At 70.7% G+C, this 13,126-nt stretch carries 11 protein-coding genes, 1 tRNA gene and 1 pseudogene; 9 read left to right on the top strand and 4 right to left on the bottom strand.

The window, feature by feature from the left end; genetic code table 11:
* Positions 1–2: 2 nt before the first annotated feature.
* From AB0N68_RS11335 to AB0N68_RS11320, 4 genes are read left to right on the top strand one after another with little or no spacing between them, the layout of a single operon-like run.
* Entirely contained in the window at positions 3–1,940 is a 1,938-nt protein-coding gene (locus AB0N68_RS11335) for an acetyl/propionyl/methylcrotonyl-CoA carboxylase subunit alpha (RefSeq protein WP_313362594.1), read from the top strand.
* Positions 1,940–3,088 carry an acyl-CoA dehydrogenase family protein gene (locus tag AB0N68_RS11330; RefSeq protein WP_280565500.1) on the top strand — a complete coding sequence of 383 codons (1,149 nt, stop codon included), beginning with the start codon at positions 1,940–1,942 and terminating at the stop codon, positions 3,086–3,088. Before AB0N68_RS11335 ends, AB0N68_RS11330 begins: the two co-directional genes overlap by 1 nt.
* A 9-nt stretch (positions 3,089–3,097) precedes the next feature.
* Positions 3,098–3,586 carry a MaoC family dehydratase gene (locus tag AB0N68_RS11325; protein ID WP_268776331.1) on the top strand — a complete coding sequence of 163 codons (489 nt, stop codon included), beginning with the start codon at positions 3,098–3,100 and terminating at the stop codon, positions 3,584–3,586.
* On the top strand, positions 3,583–4,389 hold the full coding sequence (locus AB0N68_RS11320) for an HpcH/HpaI aldolase/citrate lyase family protein (RefSeq protein ID WP_259951541.1): 807 nt from the start codon (positions 3,583–3,585) through the stop codon (positions 4,387–4,389). Before AB0N68_RS11325 ends, AB0N68_RS11320 begins: the two co-directional genes overlap by 4 nt.
* An 8-nt stretch (positions 4,390–4,397) precedes the next feature.
* On the opposite strand, the gene AB0N68_RS11315 is transcribed toward AB0N68_RS11320, so the two are convergent.
* Together AB0N68_RS11315 and AB0N68_RS11310 are read right to left on the bottom strand one after the other, a co-directional pair.
* On the bottom strand, positions 4,398–4,985 hold the full coding sequence (locus AB0N68_RS11315; RefSeq protein ID WP_060922608.1) for a histidine phosphatase family protein: 588 nt from the start codon (positions 4,983–4,985) through the stop codon (positions 4,398–4,400).
* Entirely contained in the window at positions 4,982–5,821 is an 840-nt protein-coding gene (locus AB0N68_RS11310) for a Sir2 family NAD-dependent protein deacetylase (protein ID WP_268776330.1), read from the bottom strand. Before AB0N68_RS11310 ends, AB0N68_RS11315 begins: the two co-directional genes overlap by 4 nt.
* A 65-nt stretch (positions 5,822–5,886) precedes the next feature.
* On the opposite strand from AB0N68_RS11310, the pseudogene AB0N68_RS11305 reads away from it, so the two are divergent.
* Positions 5,887–6,692, top strand: a pseudogene (locus AB0N68_RS11305) (TrmH family RNA methyltransferase).
* A 9-nt stretch (positions 6,693–6,701) separates the two neighbouring features.
* On the opposite strand, the gene AB0N68_RS11300 reads toward AB0N68_RS11305, so the two are convergent.
* A complete protein-coding gene (locus AB0N68_RS11300; RefSeq protein ID WP_259951537.1) occupies positions 6,702–7,529 on the bottom strand; it encodes an SGNH/GDSL hydrolase family protein in 828 nt (275 codons plus the stop codon).
* A 146-nt stretch (positions 7,530–7,675) separates the two neighbouring features.
* Here AB0N68_RS11300 and AB0N68_RS11295 point away from each other — a divergent pair, with 146 nt between their 5' ends.
* Both AB0N68_RS11295 and AB0N68_RS11290 read left to right on the top strand, forming a co-directional pair.
* Positions 7,676–9,418: a DEAD/DEAH box helicase gene (locus AB0N68_RS11295; RefSeq protein ID WP_187664054.1), complete on the top strand. Its 1,743-nt coding sequence runs from the start codon at positions 7,676–7,678 to the stop codon at positions 9,416–9,418.
* Between the two features lie 130 nt (positions 9,419–9,548).
* Positions 9,549–10,646, top strand: coding sequence for a VIT1/CCC1 transporter family protein (locus tag AB0N68_RS11290; protein WP_187664055.1), 1,098 nt, complete (start codon positions 9,549–9,551; stop codon positions 10,644–10,646).
* 102 nt (positions 10,647–10,748) lie between these two features.
* Here AB0N68_RS11290 and AB0N68_RS11285 read toward each other — a convergent pair.
* Positions 10,749–10,831 (bottom strand) — tRNA-Leu (locus AB0N68_RS11285).
* 113 nt (positions 10,832–10,944) lie between these two features.
* On the opposite strand from AB0N68_RS11285, the gene AB0N68_RS11280 reads away from it, so the two are divergent.
* Positions 10,945–12,240, top strand: coding sequence for a M20/M25/M40 family metallo-hydrolase (locus AB0N68_RS11280; RefSeq protein ID WP_187664056.1), 1,296 nt, complete (start codon positions 10,945–10,947; stop codon positions 12,238–12,240).
* A 47-nt stretch (positions 12,241–12,287) separates the two neighbouring features.
* Entirely contained in the window at positions 12,288–13,118 is an 831-nt protein-coding gene (locus AB0N68_RS11275) for an undecaprenyl-diphosphate phosphatase (RefSeq protein WP_280565431.1), read from the top strand.
* Positions 13,119–13,126: the final 8 nt, after the last annotated feature.

Below are 13,126 nucleotides of genomic sequence, written 5' to 3'. Positions count from 1 at the left end.
CCATGTCGCACTCGCCTTCCCTCTCGTTCTCCTCGGTCCTCGTCGCGAACCGCGGCGAGATCGCGCGCCGCATCATCCGGACCCTCCGCGACCTCGGCATCCGCAGCATCGCGGTCTACAGCGATGCAGACGTCGACGCGCCGCACGTCCGCGAGGCGGACGCCGCCGTGCGGATCGGGCCGGCGCCGGCGGCGGAGTCCTACCTCGACATCGACGCCGTCATCGCCGCGGCCCGCGCTTCCGGAGCGGAGGCCGTGCATCCCGGCTACGGATTCCTCTCCGAGAGCGTCGGGCTCGCGGAGGCCTGTGCGGAGAGCGGCATCGTGTTCATCGGCCCGACGGTCGAAGCACTCCAGATCATGGGAGACAAGGCGCGAGCCCGTGAGCATGTGAGCCGCAGCGGCGTGCCGGTGGTGCCGGGGTTCGACGCCAGGGGCCTCTCGGATGCGGAGATCCGCGAGGAGGCGGAGGCGGTCGGGTTCCCGCTCCTCGTCAAGCCGAGTGCCGGCGGGGGTGGGAAGGGTATGGAGGTCGTCGTCGACAGCGCGGGTCTTCCCGGCGCGCTCAGTTCAGCCCGACGCGTCGCGGCATCCGCCTTCGGCGACGATGCGCTCATCCTGGAGCGTCTCATCCGCCGACCGCGTCACATCGAGGTGCAGGTGTTCGGCGATGCGCACGGCACCGTCGTGGCGCTCGGCGAGCGCGAGTGCACGCTCCAGCGTCGTCACCAGAAGGTGATCGAGGAGGCGCCGTCCGCCGGGATCCCGCCCGCGACCCGCGACCGGCTGCTCACGGCAGCCGTGCGCGCCGCGGAGAGCGTCGCCTACGTCGGAGCGGGTACCGTGGAGTTCCTCGTCGACGCCGATGCTCCCGACGACGTCTTCTTCATCGAGATGAACACCCGGCTGCAGGTGGAGCACCCGGTGACCGAGGAGGTCACCGGACTCGACCTCGTCGCACTCCAGCTCCGCATGGCCGACGGACAGCCGCTCGACGTCGCACCCCGGACGACCGGGCATGCCGTCGAGGCCCGTGTGTACGCCGAGTCGCCGGAGCGCGGGTTCCTGCCGTCGACCGGCACCGTGCTGCTCTTCGACCCGCCTTCCGGTGTCCGCGTGGACGCGGCCGTGGAATCCGGGAGCGTGGTGAGCGGGTTCTACGACCCGATGATCGCGAAGATCATCGCGTGGGCGGAGGACAGGGCGACAGCGCTGCAGCGACTCGACGATGCCCTCGCCCGCACCGTGGTGCTGGGAGTGGAGACGAACATCGCGTTCCTGCGCCGGCTCCTCCGGGACCGTCGCGTGCTCGAGGGCGACCTCGACACCGGTCTCATCGACACCCTGCTCCCGCTCGAGCCGATGAGCCCGTCGGCGGCGCAGGTCGCGGCAGCTGCCGGACTGGTGGACGCTCGTCGCGAGACCGCCGCATCACCGGGCGGCGCCGGATCGCTGTGGCGCTCCCTCCCCGGGTGGCGTCTGGGGGCAGCACCGCACGCGCCCGAACCCTTCACCCTGCTCACCGACGACGACGACGAGATCGTACGCACGACACCGACGCTGCCCCCGTCCGACCGGGTGTGCGCGGCCCGCGATGCCGAGGGCGCGATATGGGTCTGCGAAGGCGGGCGGACGCTGCGGCTCCGCCCCCTGGATCGCCGCGGCCGGATGCGGAGGCGACTCGCCGCCGCGGAGCGGGAGGCCCGCGCCACCGAGCCCGAGGCGCGCGCCCCCATGCCGGGCGGTGTCGTGGCGGTCCATGTCGAGGACGGGGCGGCCGTCCGCGCGGGAGAGCCTCTCGTATCGATCGAGGCGATGAAGATGGAGCACCCCGTGGTCGCGCCGCACGACGGCGTGGTGCGGATGCTGGTCGCGGTGGGCGATCAGGTGCGGCGCGATCAACCGGTCGCCCGCGTGTCGATGACGGAGGAGGACCGATGATGCACGATCTCACCGAAGAGGAGCGCGAACTCGCCGTGATGGCACGCGAATTCGCCGACACGGTGGTCGCCCCGCAGTCCTACGAGGCGGATCGCACCCACACGCTCTCGATGGACGTCGTGCGGCAGATGGGCGAGCTCGGCCTCTTCGGGCTGCCCTTCCCCGAGGAGTACGGCGGGCAGGGCGGCGACTACATGGCGCTCGGCCTCGCCATCGAGGCTCTGGGACGAGTCGACCAGTCGATCGCGATCACCCTCGAGGCCGGCGTGAGCCTCGGGGCGATGCCCGTCTTCCGCTTCGGCACCGAGGAGCAGAAGCGCGAGCTGCTGCCGGATATCCTCGCCGGTCGTGCCCTCGCCGGGTTCGGACTCACGGAACCCGAGGCGGGGAGCGATGCCGGGGCGACGCGGACGACAGCGCGGCTCGACGGCGACGAATGGGTGATCGACGGCTCCAAGCAGTTCATCACGAACTCGGGCACCCCGATCACACGGTTCGTGACGGTCACCGCCGTCACCGGTCAGAACGAGGGGCGCAAGGAGATCTCCACGATCATCGTCCCGAGCGGAACGCCGGGGTTCACGGTCGAGCCGCCCTACGACAAGGTGGGCTGGAACGCCTCGGACACGCATCCGCTGACGTTCGACGGGGCACGGGTGCCGGCGGGCAACCTCCTCGGCGAGCGGGGGAGCGGCTTCCGGAACTTCCTCAGCATCCTGGACGAGGGGCGCATCGCGATCGCCGCCCTCTCGACCGGCGCCGCGGAGGGCTGCCTGGAGGCGGCGGTCGACTACGCCAAGAGCCGCACCATCTTCGGCAGCGCCCTCAGCACGCGGCAGAACGCCCAGTTCACCCTGGCGCGCATGCGGGCCCGCGTCCACACGGCACGACTCGCCTGGCACCACGCTGCCCGCCTCCGCGACGCGGGAGAGGCGTTCGCCGAGCAGGCGGCGATCGCGAAGCTCGTCGCCGGGGAGGCCGCGATGGACAACGCTCGCGACGCCACGCAGATCTTCGGAGGCAACGGCTTCATGAACGAGTTCCCGGTGGCGCGCCACTATCGCGACTCCAAGATCCTGGAGATCGGTGAGGGGACCACTGAGGTCCAGCTTCTCGTGATCGCCAGGGCGCTCGGACTCGCCCGGTAGCGTGGAGGCATGACCATGCGCGAGATCGTGCAGCGCGGCCTGTACTACGAGGAGTTCGAGACCGACGTCCGGTACGTGCACCGCCCCGGTCGCACGGCTACGGAGGCGGACAACGTCCTCTTCACGACCCTGACGATGAACACCCAGGCGCTGCACCTGGACGCCGCGTTCGCCGATGCCCAGGAGCCCTTCCACGCGCGCCTCATGAACTCCATGTGGACGCTGTCGACGATGGTGGGCTCCTCCGTCGCCCAGCTCACGCAGGGGACGCTGGTGGCGCAGCTCGGCCTCGGCGACATCGCCTTCCCGCATCCGCTGTTCGCCGGTGACACGCTCACGACCGAGAGCGTCGTCGTCGACAAGCGGCTCTCGTCGTCCCGCCCCGGTCAGGGCGTCGTGCAGATCGCGCACACCGGCCGCAATCAGGGCGGCACGGTGGTCGCGACGGCCGTCCGCACGGTGCTCGTGCGCTGCCGACCGGAAGGGGAGGCGGTATGACCTTCGAGCTCGGTCCTGCCCTGCTTTTCTGCCCGGCGGACCGCCCCGAGCGCTTCGCGAAGGCGCAGGAGCGGGCCGATGCCGTGATCCTCGACCTGGAGGACGCCGTCCTGCCGGCTGCGAAGGCCGAGGCCCGGAAGAACGTCGTCGCCGCTGACCTCGATCCCGCGCGCGTCATCGTGCGGGTGAACGCCCCGGACTCCGCGGCCTTCGCTGACGACCTCGAGGCCCTGGCACGGTCGCCCTTCCGGACCGTGATGGTGGCGAAGACGGAGAGCGCGGAGAGTCTGGACGCCTTCGGCGCGGACTACTCGCTCCTCGCGCTGTGCGAGACGGCGCGCGGGATCCATGCGGCGCCCGACATCGCCGCGCACCCGGCAGTCGCCGGACTGATGTGGGGAGCGGAGGATCTGGTGGCCTCGCTCGGCGGCACGTCATCCCGGAACGACGAGGGCGGGTACCGGGACATCGCCCGCTACGCCCGTTCCCGGGTGCTGCTGGAGGCCGGCGCGTACGGCAAGGCGGCGATCGACGCCGTGCATGTCGACATCGCCGACACGGCAGGGCTGGAGCAGGAGGCGAGGGACGCGGCGGCCTCGGGGTTCCGTGCGACGGCCTGCATCCATCCGAGTCAGGTCGAGGTGATCCGAGCCGCGTACGCACCGGACCCCGAGATCGTGGCCTGGGCACATGCGGTCCTCGCGGCAGCGGCGGAGGAACGGGGTGTGTTCCGCTTCCAGGGGCGCATGGTGGACGAGCCCGTCCTGCGCCACGCGCGCGCCGTGGTCTCCCGCGCCGGCTGACCGTCCCGTCAGAGGACGGGCGTCTCCTCCAGCAGGCGGAGGTAGCCGGGTGCGGCGACGAACCGGTGCGCGGAGCCGTTGCGCAGCACCTCACCGTCGCGGGGGAGCGTGCCGCCGGAGACGTGGTCGATGACGGCGCGGATCACGCCCCCGTGGGTCACGACGAGCACGGACTCGGCCTGCGGCGCCGACCTCCGTCGCGCGTCCCGTGCGATCCGGTGCAGCGCGGCGATGGCACGGACGCCGACCTCGTGCAGCGATTCCGCCCCGGGCACCTCCGCGTGCCAGTCGCCGTAGGTCGAGATGTAGTCGGGAACGAGCATGCCCTCGCCGTCGCCGAACTCCCGTTCCCGGATGTCGGGGACCACGCCCGCGATCTCCAGCCCCAGGCGCTCCGCGATGATGCCGGCGGTCTCGCTCGCTCGCACGAGCGGGCTCGTGTAGACGGCATGGTGCGTCGTGCCGGCGAGCTTCTCCGCCGCCCACCGTGCGTCCTCGCGCCCCGTCTCGTTCAGCGGGATGTCGGTCGACCCCTGGATGCGGCGGGCGAGGTTCCAGTCGGTCTGACCGTGGCGGATGAGAGTGAGATAGGTCACGAGAGCATCTCCTGGAGGGCGGGGAGCACGTCGCTGGTGCCGGCGGCGATGGTGACATCGGCCCAGGCGTCCGCGCGGGTCGGCTCGCGATTGACGATGATCAGAGGGATGCCACGCCGACGCGCACGGTTCACGAGGCGCACGCCGGAATTCACGACGAGCGAGGAGCCGGCGACGATGAGCGCATCGCTGGAGCGGAGCAGCGACTCCGCGGCGCGGAAGCGGTCCTGCGGCACGTACTCGCCGAAGAACACCACGTCGGGCTTGAGCATGCCGTCACAGACCGTGCAGGTCGGGACGAGGAAGCCCGCGGTGCTCTCCGGCAGCACGTCGCCGTCCGGGGCCAGGGCCACGTTCTCGGGGACGGTGATCCAGGGATTGCGCTCCTCGATCTGCACGGCGATGTCGCGACGATCGAACACCTGGCCGCAGTGCAGGCAGAGCACCCGGCGCATGGTGCCGTGCACTTCGATGACGTGTGAGCTTCCCGCGCGGAGGTGCAGGCCGTCGACGTTCTGCGTGATGACGCCCGAGACGACGCCTCTGGACTCCATCTCCGCGAGGGCGCGATGGCCGGGATTGGGCGCCGCCTGCGCGAACGCCCGCCAGCCGAGATGACCGCCGACCCAGTAGCGACGACGCGCGGCCTCGTCGCCGAGGTACGTCTGGATCGTCATGGGATTGCTACGCGTGCGCGCGCCCTCGCCGCGGTAGGCGGGGATGCCCGAGTCGGTGGAGATGCCGGCTCCCGTGAGGAGGGCGATCCGCTTGCCGCGCAGCAGGTCGGCGGCGTGGGAGAGCTCTGCCGACGGCTCGGCGGTGTTCGTCACGCTCACAGGACCTCCTCGATCGAGTCTACGGGGCGTGGGGCGGAGGGGAACGGGGATGGCAGAGTGGAGCGGTGAACCTCCAGCATGTGATCGACATCGACGACCCGCGGCTGGACGATTATCGCGGCCTCACCGATACCGCCCTCCGCGCCGTGCGAGAGCCCGCGGAGGGACTCTACATCGCCGAGACCGCCAAGGTGATCGAGCGCGCGCTGACCGCCGGACACGAAGCCCGATCGGTGCTCGTCTCGGCCCGGCGCGTCGACGAGGTCGGCCGGATCATCGGGAAGCGCGGCGTGCCGGTGCTCGTGGTGCCGGAGGAGGTCGCGGAACAGGTCACCGGCTATCAAGTGCACCGTGGGGCCCTCGCCGCGATGCACCGCCCGACTCTGGCGCCGGTCGCGGAGGTGGTACGCGACGCACGTCTGGTGCTGATGCTGGAGGACCTCGGCGATCACACCAACGTCGGTGCGGCCTTCCGTGCCGCCGCCGGGTGGGGGCCGATGCGGTGCTGGTGTCGCCGCGCTGCGCCGACCCGCTGTACCGGCGGAGCGTGCGGGTGAGCATGGGCACGGTCTTCCAGGTGCCCTGGACCCGGATCGACGACTGGGATGCGGCCGTGGGCGCCCTCCGTGACGAGGGTTTCGACATCGCCGCCCTCGCTCTCAGCGACGCGGCGGTGGATCTCCGGGTCTACGCAGCGCAGCGGCCGGAGAAGGTGGCGCTGCTCCTCGGCGCCGAAGGAGACGGACTCACGCCGACTGCTCTCGACAGCGCGGACACCGTGGTCACGATCCCGATGGCCGGCGGCGTGGATTCGCTCAACGTGGCCTCGGCGGCCGCCGTGGCACTGTGGGCCCTCGCTCCCGCGGAGTGAGGGCGCGTGTCACTCCTTGCCGGGGAAGATGACCGGAGAGGGCTCTGGGCGCTTCGCCGCGATGTGATCCCCCGACGACTGGTGCCGCAGACGGCGGAGCACCCAGGGCACGAGGTGCTCCCGCGCCCAGCCGAGGTCTTCGCCGCGGGCGGCACGCCAGGTACGCAGCGGCAGCGGTTCCGGCTGCATGGCCTCGAGGTCGTTCGGCACGTTGAGGGCGCGGAGCACCATCCGCGCGACCTCGTGGTGGCCGAGGGCGTTGTAGTGCAGGCGGTCATCGTCGAAGAAGCGTGCGTCCTGCACGACCTTCAGCGCCCACTGGTCCGCGACGATGCAGTCGTGCCGCTCCGCGATCGCGCGGATGTTCTCGTTGTAGATCGCGACCTTGCCGCGGAACGGACGGAACACCGGCGTGAATCCGGTGTCGATGCCCGTGAAGAGGATCACGGCTGCACCGGTGGAGGACAGCCGTGCCACCGCGTCTTCGAGCTGCGCGGCGATGGCGTCCGGGTCGGTGCCGGGGCGGATGACGTCGTTGCCGCCGGCGCAGATCGAGATGAGGTCGGGGCGGAGCGCGACGGCGGGTTCGATCTGATCGGCGACGATCTGCGCGATGAGCTTCCCTCGGACGGCGAGGTTGGCGTAGGCGAAGTCGTCCACCTGCTGGGCGAGCACCTCCGCGACGCGGTCGGCCCAGCCGCGGTGTCCACCCGGGGCCGCCGGGTCCGGGTCGCCGATGCCCTCCGTGAACGAGTCGCCGATCGCGACGAACCGTCGCCACGGGTGCGGGGTCTCGTTCGCGACGTACGGGGTCCTGGTCGATTCCTGATCGCTCATCCGACTCTCCTTCGCCAACGCGTGCGCGCACGGTGGTGACCGCCGCGCAGTGACCGAGCCTACCCGTGCCGCCGCTCCCGAGGGAGGACGCGCGCGGCGCCCCGGCGGATGCCCCGGTGTCGGTGGGAGCGATTATCGTGGAGTCGATGCTCTCTCCGTCCTTCCCTCAGCGCGCCCCGTGGGGAACGGCGAACAAGCTGCGGGCATGGCAGCAGGAGGCTCTGGATGCGTACTTCCAGGCCGACCAGCGCGACTTCCTCGTGGCCGCCACACCGGGCGCCGGCAAGACCACCTTCGCGCTCACCCTCGCGGTCGAGCTGATGCGCATGGGGGAGGTGAACCGGGTCATCGTCGTGGCTCCGACGGAGCACCTCAAGACCCAGTGGGCCGACGCCGCCGCCCGCGTGCACATCCGGCTCGACCCGCGCTTCCGCAACAGCGACTGGGCACCGGCGCGGCACTATCACGGCGTCGTGGTCACGTACGCGCAGGTCGCGGCGAAGTCCTCGGTGCACCGCCACCTCACGGAGGATGCGAAGACCCTGGTCATCCTCGATGAGGTGCACCACGGCGGCGACGCGCTGAGCTGGGGTGACGCGATCCGCGACGCCTACGGGCCGGCGAAGCGTCGACTGTTGCTGTCCGGGACCCCGTTCCGGAGCGACACGGCGCCGATCCCCTTCGTGGAGTACCTCCCTGATGAGTCGGGGGCGCGGGTCTCCAGCACCGACTACGCCTATGGCTACGGGCGTGCCCTTGCGGACGGCGTCGTCCGCCCCGTGCTCTTCCACATGTACGCGGGGAAGATGCGGTGGCGGACGAGTGCCGGCGACGAGCTCGAGACCCATCTGGGACAGGACAACACGAAGGACGTCACGTCGCAGGCCTGGCGCACGGCGCTGGATCCCGAGGGCGACTGGATGCCGGCGGTGCTCTCGGCGGCCGACCGCCGTCTGACCGAGATCAGACACCATATCCCGGATGCCGGCGGACTCGTGCTGGCGACGGATCAGACCGTCGCCAGGGCCTACGCCAAGATCCTGCACAGCATCACGCGCGAGCAGCCGACGATCGTGCTGTCCGACGACGCCACCGCCTCCGAGCGGATCGAGAAGTTCTCCGAAGGCACCGCCCGGTGGATGGTCGCGGTGCGCATGGTGTCGGAGGGCGTCGACGTGCCGCGGCTCGCGGTGGGCGTCTACGCGACCTCCTCGTCCACTCCGCTGTTCTTCGCCCAGGCCATCGGTCGCTTCGTCCGCGCCCGTCGTCGAGGTGAGGCGGCGAGCGTCTTCCTCCCGCACGTCCCCGTGCTGATGAAGCTCGCGAACGAGATGGAGAAGCAGCGCGACCACGCGCTGGATCGGCAGTCCAAGGATGACGACGGTCTCGAGGATTCACTCCTGGAGAGCGCGAACCGAGAGGACGAGGCCTCCGACGCGCTGACCCAGGAGTTCAGCTACCAGGCGATCTCCTCCGTCGCCCACTTCGATCGCATGGTGTTCGACGGCAAGGAGTTCGGCCAGCTCGCGGAGCCGAACACGCCGGAGGAGGAGGAGTTCATCGGCTTCCCGGGTCTCCTCGAACCCGAGCACGTCCACGAGCTCCTCATGCAGCGGCAGGCGCGGCAGTCCCGGCACCGCGAGGTGCGGGAGGCCCAGGCAGAGCCGACGCAGACGACGACGCTCCCTGCGCCGCTGCATCGCACCCTGCGCGAACAGCGCCAGCTCCTGAACAGCCTGGTGGGCCTCTACGCGCGGCAGTCGGGCCAGCCGCACGGTGCTGTGCATGCCGAACTCCGTCGCATCTGCGGCGGACCGGCGGTGGCGCAGGCGACCGTGACGCAGCTGCAGTCCCGCATCGAGGTGCTGCGCAAACGCGTCCGCTCCTGAGCGAGGTCCGGTCGCTGCTTCGGATCCCCGAAATGCTGGCAATCCGTGCCAGGACGCGGCCTGTGCGACACCGCGCGGATAGCGTGGAACGGTTGCCCGGACGCCGGGCACGGTGACACCTGGAGGTTCCATGACAGCCCCTGCCGCAGCCGATTCCACGGCCGCCGATCGACGGCGCTGGGCTCGCTATCTCGTCGAGGAACGGGCGGAGGGCGCCGTGTACCAGCGCCTCGCGTCCCGCCGGTCGGGGGAGGAGCGGGCGATCCTGCTCGGGCTCGCCGAGGCCGAGCGCCGGCATGAGAAGCACTGGCTCGATCTGCTGGGCGGAGAACCGACCCGCCTGCCGCGGGCGGGGGTCCGCTCGCGCCTCCTGGGGTGGATGGCCGGACGCTTCGGCTCGATCTTCGTCCTCGCCCTCGCCCAGAGCGCCGAGGCCCGCTCTCCGTACGACGCCGAGCGCTGGGCCACCCCTGCCATGCGGGCAGACGAGAAGGTCCACCACGAGGTCGTCCGCGGTCTCGCCGCACGCGGGCGTCGGCGCCTCTCCGGTTCCTTCCGCGCTGCCGTCTTCGGCGCGAACGACGGCCTGGTCAGCAACCTCGCGCTCGTGCTCGGCATCGGCGCCACCGGCGTGAGCTCGGGCTTCGTCCTGTTCAGCGGCATCGCCGGGCTCCTCGCCGGTGCGCTGTCCATGGGTGCGGGGGAGTTCGTGTCGGTGCGGTCGCAGCGGGAACTCCTCACCGCGACCGAGGCGAACGAGGATGCGGCGGCGGCCGCCGCCGACCTCGACATCGACGAGAACGAGCTCGCGCTCGTGTACCGCGCCCGCGGCATGGACCAGGGCGAGTCGCTGGCCAGGGCCCGCCGCATCGTCCAGGCGGCGCAGGAGGGTGTCCGACGGGCGGCCACGGGGCCCGTGAGCGTCCAGGGTGCGGACGCCCACGAGGTCGTCGGCAGCGACTGGACGGCCGCGATCTCCAGCTTCCTCCTCTTCGCCTCCGGCGCGATCATCCCCGTCCTGCCGTGGATCTTCGGCATGGAGGGCACCGCGGCGATCGTCCTCGCGCTCGTGCTGGTCGGCATCGCTCTGCTCAGCACGGGAGCGATGGTCGGCGTGCTCTCCGGTGGCCCGCCCCTCCGTCGCGCCCTTCGGCAGCTCGCCATCGGGTTCGGCGCGGCGGCGGTGACCTACGCGCTGGGCCTGCTCTTCGGCGTCGGCGCGGTGTGACGGCGCTGTGGTCCCGCCGCGTGCGGGACCACAGCGCCCCACCGCGACGCACGGGAAACGACGAAGGCCCCGGATCCGTGGATCCGGGGCCTTCGCTCTCTGTGCGCGGAGGGGGACTTGAACCCCCACGCCCTATCGGGCACTAGCACCTCAAGCTAGCGCGTCTACCATTCCGCCACCCGCGCAGGTGTTGGATTTGATCGTTGCCGACCGAAGAATGAGATTAGCACGTTCTCGGAGGCGTCTCGAACCGAGCGTGACGCCCGGGCGTGGCACGCGGTTTCGATAGCCTGAGTCCATGACCGAATCCTCCCTGCCGGAGGTCGCCCGCGTCGCGAGCGACCTCATCCGCTTCGACACCTCCAACTACGGCGGCGGCAACGCGAAGGGGGAGCGGGAAGCCGCCGAGTACGTCGGCGCGTACCTGGAGGAGCTGGGACTCGAGGTCGAGTACTACGAGCCCATCCCGCGGCGCACGAACGTCATGGCACGTGTCCCGGGGCGCGATCGCACCAAGCCGGCTCTCGTCGTGCACGGCCACCTGGACGTCGTTCCCGCGGTCGCCGAGGACTGGACGGTGGATCCGTTCGCCGGCACGGTGCAGGACGGCATGCTGTGGGGCCGCGGCGCGGTCGACATGAAGAACATGGACGCGATGATCCTCACCGCCGTGGCGGACATCCTGCGCGCGGGGGAGCAGCCGGAGCGTGACCTCATCCTGGCCTTCTTCGCCGATGAGGAGAACGGCGGCGTGGAGGGCTCCGCGCTCGTCGTGAAGGATCGTCCGGAGTGGTTCGTCGGCGCGACGGCGGCCATCAGCGAGGTCGGCGGCTACTCGATCTCAGTGGACGACCGCCGGGCGTACCTGCTGCAGGTGGGGGAGAAGGCCCTGATCTGGATCCGCCTCGTCGCCACCGGCCGAGCGGGACACGGCAGTCGCCTGCACGACGACAACGCCGTCACGAAGCTCGCCGAGGCGGTGGCCGCCATCGGCCGCACGCGGTGGCCGGTCCGGCTCACGCCGACCACGGAGGCGTTGCTCGAGGGTCTGAGCGCGTTGAGCGGCCGGAGCGCCGACGACCCCGACGCCCTCGCCGCCGCGGCCGGTCCGGCAGAAGCCTTCCTGCGGTCGACGTTCCGCACGACGACCAACCCGACGGCCCTCACCGCCGGCTACAAGCACAACGTCATCCCGGAGCGCGCTGAGGCCCTGATCGACGTCCGGGTGATCCCCGGGACCGAGGACGACGTGCTCGCCGAGCTCCAGCGCATCGTCGGCGACGACATCCGGATCGAGACCGTGGTGCGCGACATCGGCATGGAGACGCCGTTCGCGGGGGAGCTCGTCGACGCGATGGTGGCAGCCCTGGGTCGGCACGACCCCGGCGTACCGGTCATCCCGTACCTCCTGGGAGCCGGGACCGACAACAAGGCGCTGGCCACTCTCGGCATCACCGGTTACGGCTTCGCCCCGCTGCGTCTGCCGGCCGATCTCGACTTCACCGGGATGTTCCACGGAGTCGACGAGCGGGTGCCCGTAGACTCACTTGTCTTCGGTCAGCGGGTGCTGGCCGATCTGCTGCGCACGTACTGAGCGGCGTCCACGCGCTCCGTGCCGTCCCGAAAGACGAAGGCCTCTCCATGCACCTGCTCGAAGCACTGATCCTGGGAATCGTCCAGGGTCTCACCGAGTTCCTGCCGATCTCCTCCAGCGCCCATCTGCGTGTCGTCGGGACGTTCCTGCCGTCCGGAGAAGATCCGGGCGCGGCGTTCACCGCCATCACGCAGATCGGCACCGAGGCCGCCGTCGTGGTGTTCTTCTGGCGGGACATCGTCCGCATCATCTCCCAGTGGTTCCGATCCCTCGCCGGCAAGGTGCCGCGGAACGATCCGGACGCGCGCATGGGCTGGCTCATCATCATCGGCAGCATCCCGATCGTGCTGCTCGGGCTGCTCTTCCAGGATCAGATCGAGACCGTCTTCCGGTCACTCTGGATCGTGTCGATCATGCTCATCGTGTTCGGCATCCTCCTGGGCATCGCCGACCACGTCGGGGCCAAGCGCCGCAAGCTCGACGACCTGACCTACCCGCACGGCATCGCCTTCGGGCTCGCCCAGGCACTCGCCCTCATCCCCGGCGTCTCGCGGTCCGGCGGCACGATCACCATGGGTCTCTTCCTCGGCTACGAGCGCGCCGCCGCCGCCCGGTACGCCTTCCTGCTCGCCATCCCTGCCGTGTTCGGCAGCGGCTTCTACCAGCTGTTCAAGAGCTGGGGCGAGCCGTCCTTCTTCTCGCTCGGCGACACGGTGGCCGCCACGGGCGTCGCCTTCGTCGTCGCACTGGGTGTGATCGCGTTCTTCATGAACTGGATCTCGAAGCGCAGCTTCCTGCCGTTCGTGATGTACCGGATCCTGCTCGGCGGCGTGCTGCTCGTGCTGCTCGCGATGGGCGTCATCCCCGCCTCGGCCTGAGGCGCGCG

The sequence above is a fragment of the Microbacterium meiriae genome (genome assembly GCF_040685015.1).
In the GTDB taxonomy this organism is placed as follows: domain Bacteria; phylum Actinomycetota; class Actinomycetes; order Actinomycetales; family Microbacteriaceae; genus Microbacterium; species Microbacterium meiriae.
Note: the sequence above shows the minus strand (reverse complement) of the source record. Positions and strands in the feature narration are given on the sequence as shown.

Bases quoted from the DNA above. Each gene is read 5' to 3' on its own strand.
- AB0N68_RS11335 (WP_313362594.1), top strand. From the start codon at position 3: ATGTCGCACTCGCCTTCCCTCTCGTTCTCCTCGGTCCTCGTCGCGAAC.
- AB0N68_RS11330 (WP_280565500.1), top strand. From the start codon at position 1,940: ATGCACGATCTCACCGAAGAGGAGCGCGAACTCGCCGTGATGGCACGC.
- AB0N68_RS11325 (WP_268776331.1), top strand. From the start codon at position 3,098: ATGACCATGCGCGAGATCGTGCAGCGCGGCCTGTACTACGAGGAGTTC.
- AB0N68_RS11320 (WP_259951541.1), top strand. From the start codon at position 3,583: ATGACCTTCGAGCTCGGTCCTGCCCTGCTTTTCTGCCCGGCGGACCGC.
- AB0N68_RS11300 (WP_259951537.1), bottom strand. From the start codon at position 7,529: ATGAGCGATCAGGAATCGACCAGGACCCCGTACGTCGCGAACGAGACC.
- AB0N68_RS11295 (WP_187664054.1), top strand. From the start codon at position 7,676: ATGCTCTCTCCGTCCTTCCCTCAGCGCGCCCCGTGGGGAACGGCGAAC.
- AB0N68_RS11290 (WP_187664055.1), top strand. From the start codon at position 9,549: ATGACAGCCCCTGCCGCAGCCGATTCCACGGCCGCCGATCGACGGCGC.
- AB0N68_RS11280 (WP_187664056.1), top strand. From the start codon at position 10,945: ATGACCGAATCCTCCCTGCCGGAGGTCGCCCGCGTCGCGAGCGACCTC.
- AB0N68_RS11275 (WP_280565431.1), top strand. From the start codon at position 12,288: ATGCACCTGCTCGAAGCACTGATCCTGGGAATCGTCCAGGGTCTCACC.